Consider the following 25,218-nt stretch of genomic DNA (forward strand, 5'->3'; position numbering starts at 1 on the left):
TCGAAAGGCCTTTTTTCGTTAAGGGGGCTGTATGTTAAAAAAATTATCTCTTTCTGTGTTGGTTGCTTCAAGCTTAATTCTCGTAGGCTGTAGCAAATCATCAGATACCACAACTGAAGCAAAAGCAGTCAATTCAAGTACTGCTCCGATCCGTATCGCCTATAGTGAATGGCCGGGTTCACTCGCTTGGGAAGTGGCAAAGGCAAAAGGATGGTTTGAGGAGGCAGGCTTAAATGTACAACTTGAATGGTTCTCCGACTATAACGCATCAATTCAAGCCTTTTTGGCAGGCAAAATTGATGGGGCGAGTGTCGCCAATGGCGATAACTTTATGCTGTCTTCACAAGGTGTGAACGGGAGCATTATTTTGGTCAATAGTATGTCGACCGGAAATGATATCATTATTGCGAAACCGGGCATTGAGTCTGTTAAAGAGCTTGCAGGGAAAACCGTTGCATTCGAGAAAGGCTTGGTCAGTGAATTGTTCTTTACCACCGCGATGGAGAATGAAGGTCAAGATCCGAGCAAAGTCAAAGTCGTTAATGCGGTGACCCAAGAACTATCACAAGTCTTTAATACACCAGGGATTGATGCGATCACGCTTTGGCATCCATTTGGTTTACAGGCCCTTAAAGCTGTACCGGGTTCTAAAGTCATTTATGATTCAAGCAAAACACCGGGATTAATTTACGATGTTCTTTCGGTGAACTTGCCAAACATTGAAAAACGTAAAGATGAGTGGACCAAATTGATCGTGGTGTGGGACAAGATTGTGAAATATCTTGAAGACCCTGCGACACGTGCAGATGGTATTAAAATCATGGCAGATCGTGCCGAGATTAAACCTGAACAGCTTGAAAACCTGATGGCGGGTACGACCTTGCTCGATTTAGAAGATAATAAAAAAGTCTTTGTTAAAGGTGATGGCTTGGACTCACTGTATGGTTCTTCTTATAACGTCAACAAGTTCAATATGCGTGTCGGAATTTATTCAGAAAGCCCTGTTGTCGAAAATACCATCTATCCACATTTGGTCAATGCTGCACAAGCTGAATAATCCATCTAAGCTTGATAAAAAAGGGCTTTTTAGCCCTTTTTTATGACTCACGATTTAAGCGAAGTTCATGCTTCAATCAGCCAAACTTTCTCAATATCATGTGCAGTGACCCATAACACATCACCACACTGCATTACCGCACCACTTCCAGCATTCTCTTGTGCAGTGATCTGCCTTAAAATCTTGCCAGAAATCAAATCAATTTCGATTAACAATAGATTTGTCGTTCTGACCCAAAGTCTGTTTTTAGATGCAAAAATATCCCCACCATCGCCATGTGCATGTTCAGGGAGTTGAATGGTTTGAACACACTCACAGGAGAGAGCATCAATTTTTGAAACCGTGCCATGCTTTTGATTAAGGCTAAACACATATTGATCATTGGCCGAGATAAACCAAGGGGTTTCATCAACATCAATCACATGTGTTACACGGTTTAAGAAAGGATCAATCCGTTGTACGGAGGCGTGTTGAGTGTTGGTGAGCCAAATTGCACCTGCACCATAGCAAACATTATAAGAGCTCGGTAAGACTTCAATATGTTGTTCAATTTGACCGCGACACGGTGCAATTTTGGTGAGTAATCCTTCTGCGGAGACCACCCAAATGGCATCATCGGATGCCGCCAAACTAAATTCACCCGTTAAATCCGCAAGACCCGTCGGAATGATGGCTAAAACTTCATTACTAATCTGATCTATTTTATAAATGGATTGATTTTCTAGACTCGCCACCCATACTGCTGAAAATGCACACACCGGAATTCCTGCAGCCTTAGGCACTTGAATTTCAGCCACCACCTGATTGTCTTGAGCCGAAAACTTTTGTAAGACATCCTGATTGGTGGCCCAAATATAGCGGCCATTACTCGCCATAAAGTCGACAAAACCGGAAACATGCCGAGTTTGTAGCGTAAGATGTTCAATGGGTACTTCATTTGATTCAAGCAAAACAGCATGATTCATCTATGTAACTCCTGCATATTGATGACAGCACGGTAGCGCAGTTTCCCCTGACGTAACTTCTCAATCGCATCATTGACTTTCGAGATGGGAAATTCCTCCACCCAGGGCTGTATATGGTGACGTGAGCAGAAATCGAGGAGCTGATGCATGGCAATCGGTGTACCTGTGGGTGAACCTGTTAGACTAATTTGTTGATCAATTAGCTGAAAGCTTGAGATTTTAAGAGGAGCTTCGACCAAACCGACCACATGAAACTTTCCTTCAGGAGCCAATAAGCGAATGTATGCATCCCAATCGAGTGCTTGATTGACCGTATCCACAATCAGATCAAAATTTTGTGGGGGAATATCATCAAGCTGAGTCGAGGAAAGGACTTGGTCTGCACCTAATTGTTTTAGTTCATCATATTTTGCAGGGTTTGAACTAAACGCAGTGACTTTGCAGCCCCAAGCTTTGTAAAGTTGCACTGCAATATGTCCTAAGCCACCAATACCAATCACGCCCACATGATGAATCGCTTGAATACCATGTTGCAGTAAAGGGGTAAATACCGTTAAACCACCACAGAGTAATGGTCCAACACTTTGGAGATCCATATTTTCAGGAATAGGAATCACCCAAGAGGCTTGCGCACGGACATGACTCGCAAAGCCACCATGACGTCCTACAATCGTGGATTCAGATTGTTTGCACAGATTAGGTTTGGCCGACAAACAAGGATGACACGTTTGACAATGACCCGATTGCCAACCTAAACCGACCACTTGATTGGGGACTAGATGTTTTACCGTGCTACCAAGCTTTGAAATACGTCCAATGACTTCATGACCCGGAACGAAAGGATATTGTGTTTGTTGCCAATCATTATCAAGCATAGAGAGGTCAGAGTGGCATAAGCCACAGTACATGACCTCAATTTCAACCTCATCGGGGTTTAAGTCGTTAAACTCAAACTGATAAGGTTGAAGTGCTTGCTTAGGCGCATGTGCGGCATAAGCAAATACAGGCATCACTTATGCTCCTAAGTCATCATAATTGTGTTTACCAAAATGGACATTTGGACCAGTCAGTTGAATTTCGCCACGTTTGACCATCTCACGCATATAACGAAAGCCTTGCGCACTGACTTCAAATAGATGTTGACCTGCAATCACAGGCGGATATTTCTCTAAAGCTTCTGGCGTTGCAAATTGAGGCAACGGTTTAATCTCGACATCATAGTCACAAGCAAAGAATAGCGGGAATGAATAACGTTCATCACGGACTTTACGAACACGATGAGAGGTTGCAGTAAAGCGACCGCCACTTAAGGCTTCAATCATGTCGCCAATATTGACCACAAATGCATCTTCAATGGGAGGTGCATCAATCCATTCACCTTTAGAGTTCACCACTTCGAGTCCTGCTGCAGTAGGTAACAAGATGGTGAACAGCTCCATATCGGTATGTGCACCAAAACCAAAGATATCTTCTGCTTCTAGATCATGTGGATAGTGCATTAAACGTAGTTGAGAGGTGGGTCGTGTGACTAAACGGTTAAGCGCATCGGGTTCAAGTTGAAGGGCCAATTCAAAACCGCGCAGCAGCACACGTCCTAAGGCAATCACATCTTCATAATAAGCGCTAACATCTTGCTTAAAATTCGGGAGATCGGCCCATACATTCGAGCCATGCATCGGTTTTTGAGCAATCACGTCAGGATCATCATCAGGTAAATCCCAACTCAAATCGAAAGCTTCTTTATTGTCTGTTTTGTTGGGTAATTCTGCCAAATCAGGACGATCAATCGCTTCAACACGTTCTTCACCCGGTGGCACATATCCACGATGCTTAATGCCAAATTTGCCGGCGTAATACTGCATTTTTTCTTCAAAGGGTAAGGCGAAAAATGCTTTAGCTTGGGCTTGTAATGCTTCTATATGTGCTCTCGGAATGCGATGACCCTTAATATATAAAAAACCGACATGCTCAGCCGCTTTGCCGAGTTCTATCGCAACCTGTTGTTGATCTGCAGGATCTGCACTGTACAACCCTGAAATATCAATGACAGGAATTTCACTGAAATCTTTTTCAATCGTTTGAATGCTCATGTTACCCCCTAAAATGAGGCACGTATGGTGTGGAACAATGCGTGCCTTGTGAATTTACTAATGTCTGCTTAAATTTCAGTACTGTTTGAAAAGACGTTAATAATGACGATGCCAAGCACCATAAAGGACAGCCCAATCAGCGCTGCCGTGTCCAAATGCTGTTTATAGAAAATCCAACCAATGCATGAAATCAAAATAATGCCTGCACCCGACCACAGGGCATATGTAATACCCACGGGGATGGTTTTCATGGTGAGCGCTAGAAAGTAAATTGCGATCAGATAGCCAATGACAGTGATCGTGGATGGAATCCATTGGCTAAAACCATTCGATGCTTTTAAAGCAGAGGTCGCAATCACTTCTGCCACAATTGCAATCATTAAATAGAGGTAAGCCATATTGATCTCACTTACTTGCTAGTACTGACTTTGGTCATACGAGGAATCACCGGTAAATCTGCCAAAGCAGGATCAAGTTCATCTTCTTCGGCATGCACCAATTGATCGACACGTTGACGTAAGCTTTTAAACTCAGGTGTCAGCATGAGGTCAGGATGACGTGGGCGTGGCAAGTCGACTTCAATAATTTCTTTAATCTCACCTGGGTTGGCTTTCAGTGCCACGATACGGTCGGCAAGTAGAATGGCTTCGTCCATATCATGGGTAACAAAAATGATGGTAATGTCGATGTTTTTCCAAAGATCCATTAAGTGACGTTGCATTTTTTGGCGCGTATGTGGGTCAAGTGCACCAAAAGGTTCATCCATGAGCAGAATTTTCGGTTCATTGACTAAGGCGCGGGCAATGGCGACACGCTGTTTCATCCCACCTGACAGTTGGTGTGGATATTGATTTTCGTATTTTTCTAAGCCAATGATGTTAATCCACTCGCGTGCTTGGGCTTCGGCTGCTGAATGACTTTGGCCCTTCATTTTTGGACCAAACATTACATTTTCTTTGACGGTTTTCCACGGAAAGAGGGTATAGCCTTGGAACACCATGCCACGCTCAGGACTTGGGCCTGTAATCGGTGTACCATCCACTAAAATCTCACCACTACTATATGGGTCTAAACCTGCAACCACACGGCTAAAGGTCGATTTACCACACCCAGAGGGTCCAATCACACAAATAAATTCACGTTTATGGATTTTGAGATCTAATGCATTTAAGACCGTGCGTTCTGTTTTGCCATGTTTAAACTTTTGTGTGAGTTGTTTTGCTTCTAAGATCACGGGACGTTGGTAAATCTTGTCAAAATAGTGACGTGAATCAAATGCATCAGTATGTTCAAGCTGTGTCATTAGTGTGCTCCCGCTTTCCATTTAAATAAACGTTGACCGATTTTCATCAGGACGACATCGCAGATCAGACCGATCATCCCAATAATTAAAATTGCAGCGAAGACATTGTCGAAATGTTGGTAGCGTGCTTGCTGGGTGATAAACCAAGTAATGCCAGAGGTGCTGCCAATCAGTTCAGCCACAATTAAGTAAGTCCATGCCCAACCGAGCAGTACACGCAAATTACGGTAAATTTCAGGTAATGCTGCAGGGATCACCACATGTAACAGACTTTTGAGTTTATTTGTGCCCAGAGTAAAACCGGCTTCAATCAAGCTACGGTCAACCAAGCGTGTGGTATTGGCAATAATCAGAATTTGTTGGAACAAAGTGCCAATCACAATAATGGCAATTTTTGGTGCATCGTTGATCCCTAAAATTGCAACGGCTAGGGCACCAAATGCAGGTGCAGGCAAATAACGGAAAAATTCAACAAAAGGCTCGGTCAGTTGGGATAGCTTGTTTGAAAAACCGCATAAAATTCCGAGTGGGACACCGACTAAGGAAGAAATAAAGAATGCAGTAAATACCAATTTAATACTGTGCCAAAGGCTTTCGTGAAACCATGGCGCATTGGCTTGGGCAGGCGGGGTGGTAAACGCTGTTACCAAGGCTTTAGCAACCTCATGCGGTGCAGGTAGGTATATAGGATTAACTAAAATCCCTTGCGGTGGTGTTAGGCCTTGATCCACTGCATTCTGTGCCTCTGCATAAAACACATCTTTGTGCACACGACTATCGACTTGTAAAAAGCTGACACTACCCGATTGGGTAATCTGTACTTGCGGATGCCATATAAATGGTAAGTAACTTACCGCACACCAAATGAGAATTGGTATTAAAAATGACCCCAAGCCAAACAACAGTTTGTTCCTTTGACTGAGTTCACGTGCAACGTAACTCATAGTGTTGCCCCCAATATTACGTTTTTTATAAAATGTAATACTGACTAAGCAAAATGGATGCCATGATGGGCTGAAATCATCAGGATGATGAAAGAATCTGATTTACAAAGAAGAATTGAAAAGATGGAATAGGCTACTTACCTAACTTAACATTCTGATTACGTATAAAAACATAAAACCTAGCATTTTAGCCTTTATTGATTATTTTTTAACCCAAACTATTTCATATTTTTACATCAGTTTAATTCGGCTTTGTTTTTCCTTAAGGTATTGTCCACTTCTTAACTCATTGAATTATAAAAGGGGAGCAATGCTAGAATTTAAAAATCAAATCATACACGGCGCAATTTTCGATATGGATGGAACCATGTTTGATACCGAACGCTTGCGCTTTCAAACCTTGCAACAAGCTTCACGTGAGCTGATTGGCATTGAATTTTCTGAAAGTTATTTAATGCAGTGTTTGGGCCTTAGTGCTCGTAGTGCAGAGCAATTGGCTAAAGAGCGTTATGGAGAAGATGTACCTTATGCCGAGATTCGTCAACGTGCCGATGTGCTGGAACTGGAGCACGTGCGTCAGTACGGCGTTCCGATTAAAAAAGGGCTATTACAAGTGCTGGAACGCCTGCGCAAAGCTGGCCTGAAAATGGCGGTAGCCACCTCAAGCCGACGTGCGATCGCAGAAGAATATCTGATCAATGCCAATGTCTATAAGTTTTTTGATGTACTGGTCTGTGGCGATGAGATTAAACAGGGGAAACCTCATCCGGAAATTTTTATCAGTGCAGCCGAAAAAATCAATTTAAGTCCGGCCCAGTGCCTGATGTTTGAAGATTCTGAAAATGGTCTGCGCTCTGCCTATGATGCAGGCGGGATGACGGTGCTTTTCAAAGACATCAAAACACCGAACGAGTCGATGCTGGCACAAGCCCAGTATTATTATGAAACAGTCGAAGATTTCTTGACGGAACTGAACCAGTTTGTGCCTGTTCTGGACATGCCAGAACTACAGACTGCTTTTCCGCAAACACTGAATCAGTTGACTGTCGGGATTCACGGTTTTGGTGCAATTGGGGGCGGTTATCTGGCTCAGGTGTTATCGCACTGGGATGGGTACACACGTCCGCGCAAAATTATTGCTTCGACACGTAATCCGCTTTATCAATCTAGCGTTAATGCTTTTGGCACTTACTGTATTCGCTATGGTCAGAATTCGTTTGACCAGCGTATTGAAAATATGAGCGTGATTGATGCGCATGATCTGGAACAAATGCAGAACATGTATATTGAATCCAGTCTTGTAGCCGTCTGCGTACCTGAGGAAGCACTGGTTTCTGAAGCGGAGGTCATTGCACAGGGCTTATATGCACGCTATCTGGCTTATGAGCAGCAGGATCAGCCACTGACAGTTTTAATTATCCTGAATAAAATCGGTGCTAAACAACAGGTGATGCAGCAGATTCTGAATCGTCTGCGACGGATTACCGATGAACAGACCGCCCAGAAAATTATAGATCAGCATTATTTCTGTGACACCGTGGTCAACCGTATGGTGTCCAAGCTGTCAGACCAGAAACTGTATCGTCAACTGCGTATCAAATACAACATGTTTAAGCAGTATCAGCTGGATGAGGATCTGTCGGTAGTTGATCTGGATGATGCTACGGCACTGAATGCAGAACAGGAACATCAGGCTGGGCTATATATTGAAGACCTGCGCCGTAATTTCCAGCCGAGTCATATCCTGCAGTCGATGGATCTGATTCTGTTTAATGCTGAAACGGATATGCCGATTTATGTGGAAAATAACAGTCCCTTACTGGCCAAAATGCGGCAGATGATTCTGGTGGATGATATTGCTAATATCCAGCTGATTAAAAACCGCTTATGGAATGGCGTGCATGCAATGATGGCCTGGTATGCCAGTCTGCGTGGACATCCGACCATTGGTATTGCCATGTCAGATCATGCAGTCAGAAAATTTATGCACCAGTCTTTAGCTCAGGTGAAGCATAGTCTATGTTACCAGATTCCAAAACATGCCTCAGATCTGGAACGTCTGGCTCAAAGCTTTAGTGAATCCTGTGCCCATGCTTATCAGGATCCATGCGCACGTGTAGGTCGTGAGCCTTTAAGAAAACTTGAGCATAGTGAGCGGGTGATGGGCTCATTGGCCACCTTGCTCAAATATAGCTTGCCTTTTGATGTGGTTTTAAAAGGAGCAGTACTTGGTTATGTCTATGCTCTGGAGCAGGGCGTATGCGAACAGCAGGAACTGTTGATGCATTTGCAGATCCAGTTAAGACATATGGCATTAGAACCGCAGCTCTATGAGATGTTGTATGACGAAATGTCACAATTCATCAATCAGATCATTGCTGGAAAACTGTCCTTGCAGAAATTCATGCAACTGAATTTACAACAGGCATTCAGCTAAATAAAGTATTAAATTAAAAAGACCCAAAATTTTTCTGGGTCTTTTTTATGAGAATAGATAATGTTTTAAACAGCGGTCGCTTCTTGCTGATAAATACAGGATTGCGCAATCTGTTTTTTCTCGGCTGCGGTCATTTCAATATTTTCCCATTTTTCCATTTGCTGCAAGAGCCAGCTAAAATCTTCCAATTTGGGTTGGGCACTTTCACCATGCATATTACGGATAATTGTCTGAATCTTATGGAAGTCATAAACATGCTGATGATCAGAACATTCAAACTGGATAATCTTATAATCGACCAGCATCTCCCAGACTTCAGACAGGTCAGTTCTCTGTTGCAAATCGGCCTGGGCTTTCTGAATCGCAGTCACTAAAGCTTTTAAGGTCAGTGGATGTTGTTCTGCCCACTCCTGACAGACTGCTAATACTTTGTCTGCCACTGCAGGAATAATATTTGGGCTGGAAGCCACAATAAAACTATGACCTTCAATCTGTGCCTGAATATTCCACGGCTCGCCTACACAAAAGCCATCAAAGACATGTTGGGCAATACCTTTCACCATCGAGGGCGGTGGCGAGGTTAGCATATGAAAGTTTTTAGCCAAATCTGGATCGGTCAGTGCCAGCCATTCACGTAAACAGAAATGATGGATTGAATATTTATATACATGCGCCAGATTCACGCGTTTATTTTCTTTCAGTGCTTGCACGACTTTTTGCGAACTGGTTTTTTCATCGAAATCCGGATGTAAATCCAGCGCATAGCAAATATCCTGGCGCAGACTGATAAAGGCCTGATTAATGCTGAGTACCAAAGGCGTTTGCAGATTGGCTTTCAGTTGATCCTGACCAAGTGCTGCAGCTGGCAACATTGCAGACAGGCAGTGCGCGACATCAAGGAAGCCATAAGCCAGACGGTCACGCAGACTGGCCCATGAAGCTTCCCGGATCAAGTTCACCTTTAAACCTTGTTCCTGAAAATAACCCTGTTTTTCCGCCCATAAGATCGCGACACAATCGAGCAAAGGAATAAAGCCGATATTAATTTCATGCTGTTCCAGTTCAGACATTTTCTTCTCCTTATTCGCCCGATAACAGTTTTTGTGCATCCAGCAGACGTCTTGCCATTTCGCCCAAAGTTATGCGGTGACTCATGGCATTTTTGCGCAGCAGGGCAAAAGCCTGTCCTTCGCTCAGGGAATGCAGTTGAATCAGCAAGGATTTAGCTTTGTCGATGTCACGGCGGTCTGCCAGCTTATCTTGGGTTTCCTTGAGATCATTCAGCAGTTTTTTATGCTTATGGAATTGCTCAATGGAAATTTCCATGATGCTATTCAGCTTGCTCGGATCGATACCATCAACAATATACGCCGTCACACCCGCATCAATCGCGCTTTTGATAGTGTCTTTGTTGGAGTTCTGGGTAAAAAGAACCGTAGGTAATTCATACTGGCTGACGCAGCTTTCGATAATGTCTCGATGCGGGTGATCCATATTCAATAGAATGACATCTGCCTGCAGATTCTTGACATGCGCCATACTCAGATCGTGGACGATCAGGCAGGCAACGACGATAAAATCATGCGCAGTCAATGAATCCTGAATAAATTCAGCACGCTCGGCATTGTCATCAATGAGTGCAATTTTAAGTTTTGGCATATTACAGCTTTATTTTGATCCAATGATCGGTACATCTTGAACACATTTATATGCAATTTTTGCGCCATTTTTATGCAACGTTAAGCAGGGTTTTCTGTATTTTTATGATTCCTTTTTGTGCAAAAGCTTTGAAACAGTGCAATTCCATCAATGTCGTAGGGGATTGCAATGCCTATAAATAAGTTGAGCCAGCGCTTTATCCCTAAAAAATAAGTAAAAAAGCCTTTTTTATAAAATTGGCACAGATCCTGCTAAGTATTTAACAAGATAAGAGTATTGAGTCAAAGGCGACTTATACCTGAAAATTTAGACGGCCAATGACGTCCGTTCTGTTCGATTCTGACCTGCCAAAGCCACAGGCCAGGATATTTATAACGTTCAGTTCTGGAGGAAGATGGTCATGTCTTCAAATTTACAAGTTCAAAAAGCAACAAAAATAAGTCTATTCAGTTTTTCCAGCGCAGCGATGCGTGCCTTCCACATGAGCTGGCTGGCATTCTTTGTCTGTTTCTTCGCCTGGTTTGCCTGTGCGCCGCTGATGCCGGTCATTACAGGTGAATTCAATCTGACCAAAGCACAAATCGCCAATATCAATATTGCTGCGGTTGCTATCACTATTCTGGTTCGTCTGATTGTGGGGCCTTTATGTGACAAATATGGTCCACGTAAAACCTATTCTGCATTACTGATCATCGGCAGTATTCCTGTCTTTGGTGTCGCAGCTTCTAATAGCTACGAATCCTTCCTGTTCTTCCGCTTATTGATTGGCGCCATTGGTGCCAGCTTCGTGATTACCCAATATCACACCAGCATCATGTTTGCGCCAAATGTCGTAGGTACGGCAAATGCGACAACTGCAGGCTGGGGCAATGCAGGTGGTGGCGCCACGCAGGTATTGATGCCATTAATGCTGGCTGCCCTGGTGATGTTCGGTGTTGAACAGGCAATGGGCTGGAGAATTGCATTGATTGTGCCGGGCGTGATGATGGTGATAGTAGGCTTCCTGTACTGGAAACTGACTCAAGACTGTCCTCAAGGCAACTTTAGTGAATTACGTGCCCAAGGCGTCAGTGTCGGCAGCGATAAAAAAGGCGGCATGGCGATTCTGATGCATGCAGCGAAAAACTACCGTGTGTGGATCCTGTTTGGTGCCTATGCTGCCTGTTTCGGTATCGAAATCTTCATTCATAACATCGTGGCAATGTACTACGTAGAAAACTTCGAGTTTGGCCTGAAAGAAGCGGGTATGGCTGCGGGGATCTTTGGTTTGCTGGCGTTATTTGCACGCGCCTTGGGTGGCATCGTATCTGACAGAGTCGCACTAAGCAAAGGACTGGATGGCCGTACCAAAGTATTGTTCCTGATGATCCTTCTGGAAGGTGTGTTCTTGGTAGTGTTCTCACAAATGAACAGTGCAATGCTGGCAATCCTGACCATGACGGTATTTGCCCTGTTTACCCACATGGCCTGCGGTGCGACCTATGCGCTGGTGCCATTTATTGATCGTGATGCACTGGGTGGCGTGGCGGGCATTATCGGTGCAGGCGGTAACGTAGGCGCAGTTGCAGCGGGCTTCTTATTAAAAGGCATGCTGGATATCCAGACCACATTAATGGTGCTGGGTGGGCTGGTAGTGATTGCTGCGAGCTGTGTACTAATGATCCGCTTCTCGGTTGAGCATAAGGAAAAAGAACAGCGTCTGTTTGAACAAGCGATCCAGGATCGCAACCTTGCTGAAGCGCAAAATTAAGACCAAATATTTTAAAATTAGTAGGAAGTAAACATATGAAAATTATCATGATTGGTTATGGCATGGTGGGCCACAAATTTATCGAATCTGTACTTGAACAGGCGGGCGATGATATTGAAATCACTATTCTGGCTGAAGAACCACGTCTGGCATATGACCGTGTTCATTTAACTGAATATTTCAGTGGAAAATCAGCAAAAGACTTGACCCTTTGCCGTAGCGACTTTGCGGATGCATATGGGATCGACCTGCGCTTGGGCACTAAAGCAGTTTCTATCAATCAGCACACTCGTACTGTGAATACCCAGCATGGTGAAGAGTTAACTTATGACAAGCTGATTCTGGCAACAGGTTCCTATGCTTTTGTTCCCCCAATCCCGGGGAATGATCGTGAAAACTGTTTCGTTTACCGTACGATCGAAGACCTAGATGCCATTCGTGCAGCCAGCCTGAATTCAAAAACCGGTGTGGTAATCGGTGGTGGTCTGTTGGGTCTGGAAGCAGCTAAAGCCCTGCGTGATCTAAATCTGGAAACACATGTTGTTGAGTTTGCGCCACGTCTGATGGCAGTCCAGATTGATGATCTTGGCGGAAAAGTTTTACGTTCAAAAATCGAAAATCTGGGTGTAAAAGTTCATACCCAAAAAGCAACCTCATCTATTGAAGACGGTGCCAATGCTAAACATGTGATGAAGTTTGGTGATGGTGCTGAACTGGAAACCGATATTATCCTGTTCTCTGCAGGGATTCGTCCACGTGATGAATTGGCGCGTCAAAGCGGGCTGGCTATTGGTGAACGTGGCGGAATCATGATCAATGATTACTGTCAGACTTCTCATCCAGATATTTACGCGATTGGTGAATGTGCACTCTGGAATAACAAGATTTTTGGTCTGGTGGCTCCAGGCTATGACATGGCACGTATCGCTGCAAAGCATGTGCTGCAAGAAGAATGTGCAGCATTTGCTGGCGCAGACATGAGCACCAAGCTGAAACTGATGGGTGTAGATGTTGCTTCGGTGGGTGATGCACATGCCATGACACCAGGTTCACTGAGCTATTTCTACGCCGATGAAGCGGCTCAAGTCTATAAGAAAATCGTGGTCAATGCCGAAAAGACCAAACTGTTGGGTGCAGTACTGGTCGGTTGTGCCAAAGAATATAACGACCTGCTGCAAATGATGCTGAATGGACTGGCTGTACCTGAGAATCCTGAAAGCCTGATTATGCCGGGCTTTGATCAGGCGACTGCTAAAGCAGGTGGTAGCGGTGTGGATCTACTTCCAGACAGTGCAACCATCTGTTCATGTAATAACGTGTCTAAAGCAGATATCTGCTCTGCGATTGCTGATGGTTCAACTTCACTCGGCGCTCTGAAAAAATGCACCAAAGCAGCAACCGCTTGTGGTGGCTGTGCGCCACTCGTCACTCAAGTATTGAAGTCCGAGTTGCAACGCCAAGGCGTAACGGTAAATAACCATTTGTGTGAACATTTTGCTTACTCACGTCAAGAGCTGTATCACCTGGTTCGAGTTAATGAAATCAAAACGTTTGATGACCTGATTCATCAACATGGACATGGGCTGGGCTGTGACATCTGTAAACCGACAGTAGCGAACATTCTCGCATCTTGCTGGAATGATTTCGTCTTAAAACCAAGCCATGCTGGCTTGCAAGACAGTAATGACTACTACCTGGGCAATATCCAGAAAGATGGTTCTTACTCAGTCGTGCCACGTATGGCGGGTGGTGAAGTTACGCCTGATGGCCTGATTGCGATTGGTCAGATTGCTAAAGAATATGGCCTATATACCAAACTGACAGGCGGTCAACGTGTCGATATGTTTGGTGCACAAGTGCATCAATTGCCTGAAATCTGGGAAAAACTGATCAATGCCGGTTTTGAATCAGGTCATGCTTACGGTAAATCCTTACGTACCGTGAAATCTTGTGTCGGTAGCACCTGGTGCCGTTATGGCGTAGATGATTCGGTTGGCTTGGCGATCTTCCTGGAAAACCGTTACAAAGGCCTGCGTTCTCCACATAAACTGAAAATGGCCGTGTCTGGCTGTACCCGTGAATGTGCCGAAGCACAAAGCAAAGACGTGGGGGTGATTGCCACTGAAAAAGGCTGGAACCTGTATGTTTGCGGTAACGGCGGTATGAAACCACGCCACGCGGAACTACTGGCATTTGATCTGGATACTCAAACCCTGATCCGCTATATCGACCGTTTCTTCATGTTCTATATCCAGACTGCAGATCGTTTGCAACGTACTTCGGTATGGCGTGACAACCTGGAAGGTGGCCTGGATTATTTGAAAGATGTCATCGTGAATGACTCGCTTGGTCTGGCCGCTGAACTGGAACACCGTATGCAGCATGTGGTGGGTACTTATCAGGACGAATGGCGTACTGCGATTGAAGATCCTGAAGTTCGTAAACGCTTTAAAACCTTTATTAATGCCAAAGCTGAACTGCAAAATGATCCTCATGTTCAATTTACTGAAGTACGCGGCCAGATCCGTCCGAAAACTGAAGCTGAACGTGATATCACACGTATTCCAGTAGTTGAAGCCTGATTCAAAGCATAAGGAAGAAAGAAGATGACCATTTTAAAAGATATGAATGAACTGAATTGGGTGGAAGTGTGTGCACTGGATGACATTACCCCGAATACCGGTGTAGGTGCATTAATTGAAAATCAGCAAATTGCTTTGTTCCGTGTAGGTCATGAAAAGCGTGTTTATGCCTTAAGTAACCAAGATCCATTTAGTAAAGCATTTGTAATGTCACGCGGGATTCTGGGTGATCTGCAAGGGGAACGCGTCGTCGCTTCACCAATTTACAAGCAGCATTTCAGTCTGGCAACCGGACGCTGTCTGGAAGATAAAGACCAAAAGCTGCTGGTATTTCCAAGCAAGATTGAAAATGGCAAAGTCTGGATCAGTCCGACCCCTCAAAAAACCTATATCACCAACAACGGCACTTCTCAGGAAAAGATGAAGCTGGTTTTGGTGGGGAATGGTTTAGCCGGCATGCGCTGTCTGGAAGATTTATTGGATATGGCACCTGACCGTTATGAAATTACTGTGATTGGTGAAGAATCTTGGGGCAACTACAACCGTATTATGCTATCACCAGTACTTTCGGGTGAGAAAACTATTGATGACATCATGCTGCATCCACATGCCTGGTATGCTGACAAAGGTATCCGTCTGATTGCCGGTGATCCGGCGGTTCGCATCGACCGTCCTCGTAAACACGTATATACCGAAAAGGGCGAAGTGATTAGTTATGACCGCCTGATTCTGGCGACTGGTTCTAAACCATTTGTTCCACCGATTCCAGGGAGTGACTTAAAAGGTGTACTGAGCTTCCGTGATATTTATGATGTCAACAGCATGCTAGATTACTGCAAGACCCGAAAAAATGCCGTAGTCATTGGCGGAGGACTTTTAGGTCTGGAAGCAGCGTATGGACTAAAACAGCAAGGCATGAATGTGACTGTGTTGCACCTGATGGACCGCATCATGGATCGCCAGCTAGACAGTAAAGCCAGCCAGATGCTGAAAACAGCGATTGAGCAGAAAGGTATCACGATTCTGACTGCAGCGAATACCGAATGCTTGTTTGGTGAAGAAGGTCATGTGACTCAAGTCAAACTCAAAGACGGGACTGTGCTGGATGCTGATCTGGTGGTGTTTGCCGTGGGGATCCGTCCAAACATGGTTTTAGCACAAAGCGCAGGCTTACGTTGTAACCGTGGTGTATTAGTGAATGACACCATGCAGACTTTTGACCCAAGTATTTATGCGGTGGGTGAATGTATTGAACATCGAGGTCAAACTTTTGGTCTGGTTGAACCACTTTGGGGCCAGGCGTTTATTTGTGCATCACATCTGGCCGAGCATGGCAGTCTGACGTTCAAAGCACCAACTGTTCCGACTCAGCTGAAAGTAAGTGGCTGTGATGTATTTTCGGCAGGTGACTTCGAGCCAAAAGAGGATTTTGAAGATATCGTGCTAAATGATGAGAAACGTCAAATCTATAAACGCATTATTATTCAAAAAGATAGAGTAATTGGTGCAGTGCTGTTTGGGGATACTGAGGATGGTGCCTGGTATGCTGAGCTAATTGCAGATCAAACCCCAATTGCAACGATTCGTAACAAGCTACTTTTTGGTCGGGATTTTGCATTAAAGAAAGCAGGGTAATTAGATCTCTGTAATTAGTACTTCATAAGAAGGATGTCATAGCCTCAAATGGAGTGCTAAAGCAACCGTTTACGTGTAGGCATTCCCTTACTTTTGAAAGATCAAAAGTAACAAAAATCTTGGATTCCCATACATTACGTCCTGTAATGATGGGTATCGGTGGCATCCATGCCACCTCACGATAGTGAATGCTTACATGAATTTCATATTTCAAATAAAGCCAAGATAAAAATCGGAATTACGTGAATTTAGATAATTTAGGAGCACAGCAGCAATGAATAGTATCCCAGTGGTGGAACAACTGCATAGCTCCATAGAATTAAAAACTAAAACCACACAGACCACATGCCCATATTGCGGCGTGGGTTGTGGTGTGACTGCACATGTAACGCCGACCACATCAGGTCCGAAAGTGACTGTCGAAGGTGATGTCAAACATCCTTCGAATTACGGAAAATTGTGCATCAAAGGCAGTAATCTGGCAGATACTTTAGGACTGGAAACCCGTTTATTGCATCCAATGTCAGGCCGTAAAGACCAGCGTGAAGTTACTGATTGGAATACTGCAACTTCAACGATTGCCCATAAATTCCAGCAATACATTGAGCAGTATGGCCGTGACAGCATTGCCTTTTATGTCTCGGGCCAGCTGCTGACTGAAGACTATTATGTGGTCAATAAGTTTGTCAAAGGCTATCTCGGCACGGCAAATATTGATACCAATTCACGTCTATGTATGTCTTCCGCTGTAGCTGCACATAAGCGTGCCTTTGGTGAAGATCTGGTTCCAGCCAGTTATGAAGATTTCGAACATACTGACATGGTGGTGCTGGTGGGTTCCAATACTGCATGGTGTCATCCGGTGCTCTACCAGCGCATCATGAAAGCCAAGGAACAGCGTGACCTGTTCGTGGTCGTGATTGATCCGCGTTTTACCAGTACCTGTGAAGCAGCAGATCTGCATTTGCCTATTCTGCCAGGGCAAGACGTTGCACTATTTAATGGCCTATTACAGTACTTATATCAGCATGGTGATGTAGATCAGGAATTTGTTGCTGCACATACCCAAGGGCTGGAACAGGCCTTGACCAGGAGTACTGCGGAAGCTTCGATTGAAAATGTTGCGGCACGCACCGGTATTTCAGCTGCTAAGCTGAGTCAATTCTTTGAAAAATTTGCCCAGATTGACAAAGTCATGACGTTGTTCTCCATGGGTGTAAACCAATCCTCCCGTGGCGTAGATAAAGCCAACAGTATTATTAACTGCCATTTGCTCACCGGAAAAATTGGCAGACTCGGTGCAGCTCCATTTTCCATGACCGGCCAACCAAATGCGATGGGCGGACGTGAAGTCGGTGGCTTGGCCAATATGCTGGCAGCCCATATGGATTTAGAAAATCCGGAGCATCAACAGCTGGTGCAAAACTTCTGGCAAAGTCCATATATTGCCAAGCAAGCGGGTTTTAAGGCAGTTGATCTATTCCAGGCAGTCGAAAGCGGCAAGATCAAAGCCATCTGGATCATGGCCACAAATCCGGTCGTCAGCTTGCCCGATGCCGATCAAGTGAAGCGTGCTCTGGATAAATGTGAATTCGTAGTGGTCTCTGATATCTGTCAGGATACGGATACTACTCAATATGCTGATGTATTACTTCCAGCTTTAGGCTGGGGCGAAAAAGATGGAACCGTCACCAATTCGGAACGCCGTATTTCAAGGCAACATGCCTTTTTAGATGCGCCGGGTGAAGCCAAAGCTGACTGGTGGGCGATTGCACAGGTGGCGAAGCAAATGGGCTTCAGAGGGTTTGATTTTCACAATAGCCATGAAATTTTTAAAGAGCATGCCGGACTCTCTGCCTATCAAAATGTAGAAATTTCCCAACGTCTAGAAACCCCATATTTCCGTTATTTTAATCTGCAAGGCTTGAGTAATTTAACCACAGAAGAATATGACAAACTGGAACCAGTGCAATGGCCGGTTTCGGATAAACAGCAACCTGCTCAATCTGTAGGAAGATTATTTGCCCAAGGCCAGTTCAGTCATGCTGATGGTAAAGCAAGATTTATTGCAACTACTGCAATTGATCCGGTCAATCAGGTTTCCAGTGAATATCCTTTAATTCTGAATACTGGTCGGATTCGTGACCAATGGCATACTATGAGCCGCACTGGATTATCTGCCAATCTCAGCACACATCGTGCCGAACCGTATTGTGAAATTCATCCGAATGATGCACTGAAATACGGGATTCAGGATGGTGAGCTGGTCGAAGTTCGTTCTGAATGGGGACAATGTATTTTACGTGCTCAGGTTAGTGACAATATCCGTCGTGGTCAGGTCTTTGCACCAATCCACTGGAATGATCAGATGGCATCCGATGCACGTATCGGCAAGCTGGTGAATCCAGTGGTCGATGCCATTTCTGGCGAGCCTGAGTTTAAGCATACGCCAGTGTTGATTCAGCCATTCCATACCCAGTGGCAGGGTGTGCTGTATGTACGTGAAGGTTATGAAAGTTATGTGCAACCCTTTATTGATAAAACCATCTGGTGGACCAAGGTAAAGGCTATTCGTGCGACACGTTATGAAATTGCGGATCGTCAGAAATTCAATACCACAACCCAACAGTTAAAGAACTTATTGCCTTTTACTGAAGAGGACTTTGAATGGCTAAATCTGGAGGACCAGACCGCGCATATCAGCCATAGCATAGTGTTGCAGGACGGCAAGCTGATTGCCAGCCTGTATATCGCACCAAAAGAGCTGTTGCCAGATCGCGACTGGTTATCGGGGCTATTTCAGCGTGAACGACTCAGTGCCATGCACCGTAAAGCGTTGCTGGCCGGTCAGGCGATCTCAATGAGCAAGAGTGAAGGTGCGCTAGTGTGCAGCTGTTTTAAAGTCGGTAAAAATCGCATCATTCAAACCATAAAAGAAAAAAATATCACCAATGAAAAACAGGTGACCGCATGTCTAAAAGCCGGCGGCAACTGCGGTTCCTGCTTACCTGAAATTCGTGGCCTGATTAAAGCTTGCCAGACGGAGTCCGTATAATGAAAAGAATCCATAAGAGTATAAATTATCCACCCACCGATTTAGTCATCCTGGCCGGTGGCCAGGCGCGTCGGATGAATGGCATTAACAAGCTGCTGCAAAAGTTTGATGATGAAATTCAACTGATCAAGATTCACCAGCAGCTTAGATCGCGTGTTAGTCAGGTCTGGATCAACAGCCACCGTGATCACTCCATTTATGAACGCCTTATTCCATCAATCCGTTATTTTCAGGATGATGAACCGGGCTTTCACGGACCCTTGATGGGCATGAAAAGTGCCTGGTCTCATGTGCATTCGGACTACGTGCTGTTTGTACCATGCGATGTGACTTACATTCCAAAAAAGGTTATTTCTGGATTACATCGGGCCATGCAGCGAGATCCTCTTTGTGAAGTGGCTGTAGTGGAAATAAATGATATAGCGTTGTATCCATTCTGCTTACTTAAACGAAGCAGTTTGCCGACACTGGTTCAGCATCTTGAACAAAATCAGCGCAGCTTAAGACATTGTTTTGCGAAAATGCACATGCAAATAGCGCGATTTAAAAATCATGCACTGTTTTTTCACAGCATTAATTCCTTTGATGAATTGCAGCAGCATCAGCAACTGCATTTTCTCTAAGTGCTGATTGAGTAGTGCTTAAAAGTAGGGCAATACACCTGTTTCAAACCCTTATTTTTATTAAATTCCAATAAATCGCACTCAAATATTAAAAAACCGCAATTTCTGCGCAAAGTTGGAACACTTATTGCAATTTAACCCAAGAGCAATAGCAATTTAATAGGGCATCGGTCAGCAAAAAATTGGCTAGAAACAAAGTTGATGATCGCCCCTGATGGAATAAGCAATGAACCACATCAATCCTTTACAGCAGGCTGAACCAGTCCCGGTATTTCAGGATCAGTTTGGACGCAATAAGCGTAAGCTCCGTATCTCTGTGACGGATCGCTGTAATTTTAAATGTGTTTATTGCATGCCAGAACATCCGGAATGGATGAAAAAACACGATTTACTCAGCTTTGAAGAACTCTATTATTTTTGTGAATTCATGGTTCGCCGTGGTATTGAACAGATCCGGATTACCGGTGGTGAACCTCTGATGCGCCAAGGTGTAGTGCATTTTATTGCCGAACTACAGCAACTGAAAAAAATCGGCCTGAAACGTATTTCAATGACTACGAATGGTCATTATCTCAAACAATATGCAGCAGAATTAAAGCAGGCCGGGCTAGATGACCTGAATATCAGTCTGGACAGCCTGGATGCAGAGCAGTTTGAACAGTTAACTGCAAAAAAACTGCAACCCGTATTAGAAGGCATTCAAGCAGCCCAGCAGGCTGGCTTTCAAATCAAAATTAATACAGTACTCATCAAAGGCATCAATGATGACCAGATTCTGTCTTTGGCACACTGGGCCAAACGCGAACAAGTTGAATTGCGTTTTATCGAGTTTATGCCACTCGATGGCGACCAGAACTGGTCACGTGATCATGTGGTTAGCGAGCAGGACATTCTGGATCAACTGGCACAAGCATTTGAAGTAAAGATCAGACAAGGTCAGGGGGCTAATCCAGCACGAAGCTATTACATTGACGGTATGTCGATCGGCATTATTTCAACGATTACCAATTCATTCTGTAGCAGCTGTGACCGACTGCGACTGAATGCTCAAGGTGAATTCTTTAACTGCTTATTCTCAACTCAAGGTTTAAAAATCAAAAACAGTATTCAACAGTTAAGACAGCACCTAGCATCAGCTGAACACATGCTGCAACAACAGCTGCAACCCTATATCTGGAATAAAGCTGCTGGCTTTCATGCCATTCAGGCTCAGCAAAGACTGTTCAATCCCTCCCATAAAACCCATTCAAATTTCCGAAAAATCAGCATGCATATGATAGGAGGCTAAGATGACTACAAAACTTCAATCATCAATTACCGTCAAAATCGAATCTTTCGGTGCGATCGAACGTCAGTTGCCTCAAGATTTAACTGTGCAATGTCAGATAGACAGTCTGGTTGCCGATGTACTCAATAAAGTCATTCAGTCCTTTCCAGAAGCTTTCAACTTGTTAGAGCGTTGTGCCTGTGCCATCGGTGAAGACATTATTTCTCGTCAGACTCGATTAAACCAGGACAGTACTCTAGTGTTGCTGTCACCAGTCGCAGGAGGTTGAGATGGAACTGAAACAATTTGCCCGTATTCAGGACACACCGCTGCAACAGGACGTATTTGATGGGATTCAATATTTTCCTGAATGTGGGGGAATCGGTATTTTTGTCGGAACAGTACGAAATCATCATGAGGGTAAAGCGGTTAAAGCACTGAAATATACCGCTTATGCACCTGTTGCTGAAAAGATGATTCGCCAGATCGAGCAGGAAATTCAGGCTGAATATGGCGTGTCCTATGTCCGAGTTGTACATCGCATCGGTTCACTGGATATTGGTGATATCGCCATTATTGCCATGGCCTATGCACCACATCGTAGGGAAGCTTTTCAAGCCTGCGAAGAAGCCGTGGAACGGGTCAAGCATGAAGTACCGGTCTGGAAAGAAGAATTCTATATGGATGGCAGTAGCCAATATGTCGAAGGTTGCTGCATTCGTAGTGACCAGGGTTCAGATCATCACCCTCATAGAAAGCATGCGCATACGCATACTCATAACTGTACTGATGCACATAAATCGGAAAAATTGCCTTTGAACCTGATTCAGCCAGATGTTCCTGCTTATCAATGGCCGCTATAAATTCAAGTTTGAGTAAAAAATGGAAAGATTCAAGAAGGATAAGCCATGAAAGATGTCGGAATGAAACCGGAGAGTTACCGCACTGCTATTGCCACCGGAATTCTGCATGCGCCGCCACACTGCATTGAATTACTGCGTAATGGTAATACCGACAAAGGTGATGCGCTAAAAACCGCCCGGATCGCAGGGATTTTAGGCGCAAAACGTACTGATGAACTCATTCCTCTATGTCATCCACTGCCAATTTATCGGGCCGATGTGGAATATGAGCTTGAAGAAGCCCATGTAGTGATTACTGCGGTAGTGGAAACGATTGGTCCAACGGGTGTGGAAATGGAAGCACTGACAGCAGTCAGTCTGGCAGGTTTGACCCTTTACGATATGCTGAAACCACATTGTGAGCCGGAAGAATTATGTCTGGATCAGGTTAAACTGGGGCAAAAAAAGGGTGGAAAATCACATTTCACTCGTGTTTTGAAAGAACCTTTACCAGCCTCTGTCATTGTACTTTCTGATACCGTGGCATCGGGCAAGAAAGCCGACACAGCCGGGCAGAATGTGATGGAAATTCTGGAAGAAGCTAATTTTGGCTATATCCACTATCAGGTGATTCCGGACAGTCCTGAACAGCTAAAAGCTTTAATTGAACAGCAAAAAAATGATTATCCATTAATTCTGACAGTGGGTGGTACGGGACTCGGCCCTAAAGATCTGACAGTGGAAACTATTCAACCCTTACTAACCCGCGAAATTCCGGGACTGATGGAAGCTGCACGCAGTTTTGGTCAACGTCGTACACCTTACGCAGCACTGAGCCGCGGTGTCGCAGGTTATATTGAAAACAGCCTGATCCTTACCTTACCGGGTAGCCGCCAAGGGGCTAAAGAATCCTTAATGGCGATTTTACCTGCACTCGTACATCTGTTTGATGTACAGAAAAATATTCCCCATGTAGGAGGCTATGAATGAACTCTGCTGTAACGACAGAACATTCCGCCTGTGGCAGTGAACCCGGCCTAATTTCTGTCGATCAGGCTCTGCAGATGATTCTAGATCATACTGATCATCTAGGCATTGAAACACTGCCCTTAAGTCAGGCACTGAACCGTTTCGTAGCCGAAGATATTTATTCAAAAACTCAGCTGCCGATATTTTCGCAAAGTGCTGTAGACGGTTATGCCATCTATATGGATATGGACATGCCAGTAGAAAGCAGTTTTGAGCTGATCGGTGAAATTCGTGCTGGACAGGGAGCTGATCTGATACTTGAGCCAGGTCAGGCAGTACGCATCTTTACTGGCGCGAAAATTCCGTTGCAGACCACGACGGTGGCAAGACAGGAAATTGTACAGCTCAGGGACTCGACTATTATCTTGACTGAAGCCTTACGACTGGATGCTGATATCCGTCAAGCCGGTGAAGAAATTCGCATGGACCAATGCCTGGCTGTTCAGGGGCAGCAGCTCAGTATTGGAACAATTGCAGCCTTAAGCATGGCAGGGATCCGGGAAGTTTCAGTTTATCGCTATCCTAAAATTGCAGTGGTGATTACTGGGGATGAAGTGGCTGACACTGTGGAAGACCTGAATTCCGGCAAAATTTTCGATACCAATGCTCCTTTAATTCAAGCCTGGTTCCAGTCCAGAAACCAGCAGGTTGAGATCATGCATGTTGCCGATACCGAACAGGCGGTCAGCGCACTATTTCAAAGGCTGAGAACCCAGTATGATCTGATTCTGACCACCGGTGGTGTATCGGTAGGAGATTATGACTTTGTCCGCCCGGTAGCACTGAAAATTGGTTTTGAACAGTTATTCTGGAAAGTCAAACAGAAACCTGGCAAGCCAATGTTCTTCGCCAAATCTGAGCGACCCGATCAAAATCCATGTTATTTACTCGGTCTGCCGGGTAATCCGGCTGCAGTCTATATAGGCATGCAGGTGTATGTATCAACCTTAATCAGTACGTTACAAGGTCAAAAGCAATTACCGCAATGGTTTAGTGCAGTAATAAGTCATGACTTGAAAGCTGATAGCCGGGAACGTTTTTTGCGTATGGCAGTAAGTTTTGAATCGGGAATGTTAAAGCTTTCCAGCTTGCCGAAGCAACAGTCGCATATGCTGAGTAACCTGATGCAGGCCAATTGTATTGTCCGTATTCCGGCAGCGCAAAGCATCCAGGCCGGTCAGATCCTGCAAGGTCTGTTTATTTAAGGGATATGTCACCGATGAAAAAGGGATTGATCTTATTCAGTGCAGTTTTCCTGTCCTGTTCAATCCAAGCCGGCAGTACCGTCCGAGTCTATGCGGCTGCCAGTCTGAGCAATGCTGTGACGGATATTGCCAGACGTTATGAAAAACAGTATCCCTCAATCAAAGTAGTGCTGGTCTTTGCAGCGTCTTCATCGCTCGCCCGGCAAATTGAAACTGGCGCACCGGCTGATATTTTTTTCTCTGCCGATCAGGACTGGATGAACTATCTGGTAAAAAAACAAAAAATAGCTAGATCTCAAGTAAAGCCCTTATTAAGCAATGAACTGGTATTAATCAGTCCTTTACAGCGTCAGCAAAGCTTTCAGGCCAGTTCTCAATTTAATTTTGCCCAGTCCTTTCAGGGGTATGTATGTACCGGACAAATGGAATCTGTGCCTGTCGGCAAATATGCCAAACAGAGTCTAACCAATCTGAAATGGTTAAAGGGTCTGCAAGGCCGCATTGTCGGAACAGATAGTGTACGTTCGGCTTTGGCTTTTGTGGAACGTGGTGAATGTCAGGCCGGGATTGTGTATAAAACCGATGCGTTACAGAGTAAAAAAGTGAAAATTGCTGGGGTCTTTCCAGCTCATACGCATAGCCCGATTGTCTATCCAATTGCATTGACTCAGCAAGGCAGTAAAAATGCCGATGCAGTCAATTTCATGCGTTTTATGAGTCAGCATACCGAGGCGAAAAAGATTTATCAGCACTATGGTTTTAAACTCTAGGATGG

The 25,218-nt window shown here is 44.6% G+C and carries 21 protein-coding genes; 13 read left to right on the top strand and 8 right to left on the bottom strand.

Features of this window, described 5'->3' with window-relative positions; all coding sequences use genetic code 11:
• The first annotated feature begins 31 nt into the window (after positions 1 to 31).
• On the top strand, positions 32 to 1,057 hold the full coding sequence (locus FSC11_RS07300; protein WP_005222139.1) for an ABC transporter substrate-binding protein: 1,026 nt from the start codon (positions 32 to 34) through the stop codon (positions 1,055 to 1,057).
• A 65-nt stretch (positions 1,058 to 1,122) separates the two neighbouring features.
• On the opposite strand, the gene FSC11_RS07305 is transcribed toward FSC11_RS07300, so the two are convergent.
• The 6 genes from FSC11_RS07305 to FSC11_RS07330 all read right to left on the bottom strand — a co-directional run bounded on the left by FSC11_RS07305 (position 1,123) and on the right by FSC11_RS07330 (position 6,359).
• Entirely contained in the window at positions 1,123 to 2,022 is a 900-nt protein-coding gene (locus tag FSC11_RS07305; protein WP_163166008.1) for a YncE family protein, read from the bottom strand.
• The gene (gene ahr, locus FSC11_RS07310; RefSeq protein ID WP_005222137.1) at positions 2,019 to 3,032 is read right to left on the bottom strand and encodes an NADPH-dependent aldehyde reductase Ahr; all 1,014 of its coding nucleotides are present in this window, start codon (positions 3,030 to 3,032) and stop codon (positions 2,019 to 2,021) included. The genes FSC11_RS07305 and ahr overlap by 4 nt, the downstream gene beginning before the upstream one ends.
• A 3-nt stretch (positions 3,033 to 3,035) precedes the next feature.
• Positions 3,036 to 4,112 carry an isopenicillin N synthase family dioxygenase gene (locus FSC11_RS07315; protein ID WP_004894890.1) on the bottom strand — a complete coding sequence of 359 codons (1,077 nt, stop codon included), beginning with the start codon at positions 4,110 to 4,112 and terminating at the stop codon, positions 3,036 to 3,038.
• A gap of 68 nt (positions 4,113 to 4,180) precedes the next feature.
• Positions 4,181 to 4,510 carry a DMT family transporter gene (locus tag FSC11_RS07320; protein WP_004894887.1) on the bottom strand — a complete coding sequence of 110 codons (330 nt, stop codon included), beginning with the start codon at positions 4,508 to 4,510 and terminating at the stop codon, positions 4,181 to 4,183.
• 11 nt (positions 4,511 to 4,521) lie between these two features.
• Positions 4,522 to 5,415: an ABC transporter ATP-binding protein gene (locus tag FSC11_RS07325; RefSeq protein ID WP_005222134.1), complete on the bottom strand. Its 894-nt coding sequence runs from the start codon at positions 5,413 to 5,415 to the stop codon at positions 4,522 to 4,524.
• On the bottom strand, positions 5,415 to 6,359 hold the full coding sequence (locus tag FSC11_RS07330) for an ABC transporter permease (RefSeq protein WP_163166010.1): 945 nt from the start codon (positions 6,357 to 6,359) through the stop codon (positions 5,415 to 5,417). Before FSC11_RS07330 ends, FSC11_RS07325 begins: the two co-directional genes overlap by 1 nt.
• Before the next feature lie 310 nt (positions 6,360 to 6,669).
• Here FSC11_RS07330 and mtlD point away from each other — a divergent pair, with 310 nt between their 5' ends.
• The gene (gene mtlD, locus FSC11_RS07335) at positions 6,670 to 8,796 is read left to right on the top strand and encodes a bifunctional mannitol-1-phosphate dehydrogenase/phosphatase (protein ID WP_163166012.1); all 2,127 of its coding nucleotides are present in this window, start codon (positions 6,670 to 6,672) and stop codon (positions 8,794 to 8,796) included.
• 65 nt (positions 8,797 to 8,861) lie between these two features.
• On the opposite strand, the gene FSC11_RS07340 is transcribed toward mtlD, so the two are convergent.
• On the bottom strand, positions 8,862 to 9,866 hold the full coding sequence (locus FSC11_RS07340) for an ABC transporter substrate-binding protein (protein ID WP_163166014.1): 1,005 nt from the start codon (positions 9,864 to 9,866) through the stop codon (positions 8,862 to 8,864).
• Between the two features lie 10 nt (positions 9,867 to 9,876).
• Entirely contained in the window at positions 9,877 to 10,455 is a 579-nt protein-coding gene (locus FSC11_RS07345) for an ANTAR domain-containing response regulator (RefSeq protein WP_163166016.1), read from the bottom strand.
• 400 nt (positions 10,456 to 10,855) lie between these two features.
• Between FSC11_RS07345 and FSC11_RS07350 the strand changes: the two genes are divergently transcribed.
• The 11 genes from FSC11_RS07350 to modA all read left to right on the top strand — a co-directional run bounded on the left by FSC11_RS07350 (position 10,856) and on the right by modA (position 25,213).
• Positions 10,856 to 12,205, top strand: coding sequence for an MFS transporter (locus FSC11_RS07350; RefSeq protein ID WP_163166018.1), 1,350 nt, complete (start codon positions 10,856 to 10,858; stop codon positions 12,203 to 12,205).
• Positions 12,206 to 12,240: 35 nt separating this feature from the next.
• Positions 12,241 to 14,787 (top strand): nitrite reductase large subunit NirB, encoded by a 2,547-nt coding sequence (gene nirB, locus FSC11_RS07355; protein ID WP_163166020.1) that lies wholly within the window; start codon positions 12,241 to 12,243, stop codon positions 14,785 to 14,787.
• Positions 14,788 to 14,811: 24 nt separating this feature from the next.
• Positions 14,812 to 16,422 carry a nitrite reductase small subunit NirD gene (gene nirD, locus FSC11_RS07360; RefSeq protein ID WP_163166021.1) on the top strand — a complete coding sequence of 537 codons (1,611 nt, stop codon included), beginning with the start codon at positions 14,812 to 14,814 and terminating at the stop codon, positions 16,420 to 16,422.
• Positions 16,423 to 16,696: 274 nt separating this feature from the next.
• Positions 16,697 to 19,477 (top strand): nitrate reductase, encoded by a 2,781-nt coding sequence (locus FSC11_RS07365; protein WP_163166023.1) that lies wholly within the window; start codon positions 16,697 to 16,699, stop codon positions 19,475 to 19,477.
• Entirely contained in the window at positions 19,477 to 20,100 is a 624-nt protein-coding gene (gene mobA, locus FSC11_RS07370) for a molybdenum cofactor guanylyltransferase (RefSeq protein ID WP_163166025.1), read from the top strand. The genes FSC11_RS07365 and mobA overlap by 1 nt, the downstream gene beginning before the upstream one ends.
• Before the next feature lie 226 nt (positions 20,101 to 20,326).
• Positions 20,327 to 21,388 (top strand): GTP 3',8-cyclase MoaA, encoded by a 1,062-nt coding sequence (moaA, locus tag FSC11_RS07375; protein WP_163166027.1) that lies wholly within the window; start codon positions 20,327 to 20,329, stop codon positions 21,386 to 21,388.
• Position 21,389: 1 nt separating this feature from the next.
• The gene (locus tag FSC11_RS07380) at positions 21,390 to 21,656 is read left to right on the top strand and encodes a MoaD/ThiS family protein (RefSeq protein ID WP_004809395.1); all 267 of its coding nucleotides are present in this window, start codon (positions 21,390 to 21,392) and stop codon (positions 21,654 to 21,656) included.
• A 1-nt stretch (position 21,657) separates the two neighbouring features.
• A complete protein-coding gene (locus tag FSC11_RS07385) occupies positions 21,658 to 22,230 on the top strand; it encodes a molybdenum cofactor biosynthesis protein MoaE (RefSeq protein WP_163166029.1) in 573 nt (190 codons plus the stop codon).
• Between the two features lie 45 nt (positions 22,231 to 22,275).
• Positions 22,276 to 23,199 (top strand): bifunctional molybdenum cofactor biosynthesis protein MoaC/MoaB, encoded by a 924-nt coding sequence (gene moaCB, locus FSC11_RS07390; protein WP_163166031.1) that lies wholly within the window; start codon positions 22,276 to 22,278, stop codon positions 23,197 to 23,199.
• The gene (locus FSC11_RS07395) at positions 23,196 to 24,443 is read left to right on the top strand and encodes a molybdopterin molybdotransferase MoeA (protein ID WP_163166033.1); all 1,248 of its coding nucleotides are present in this window, start codon (positions 23,196 to 23,198) and stop codon (positions 24,441 to 24,443) included. Before moaCB ends, FSC11_RS07395 begins: the two co-directional genes overlap by 4 nt.
• 14 nt (positions 24,444 to 24,457) lie before the next feature.
• On the top strand, positions 24,458 to 25,213 hold the full coding sequence (modA, locus tag FSC11_RS07400) for a molybdate ABC transporter substrate-binding protein (RefSeq protein ID WP_163166035.1): 756 nt from the start codon (positions 24,458 to 24,460) through the stop codon (positions 25,211 to 25,213).
• Positions 25,214 to 25,218: the final 5 nt, after the last annotated feature.

Source organism: Acinetobacter schindleri, assembly GCF_010918895.1.
Lineage (GTDB): Bacteria > Pseudomonadota > Gammaproteobacteria > Pseudomonadales > Moraxellaceae > Acinetobacter > Acinetobacter schindleri.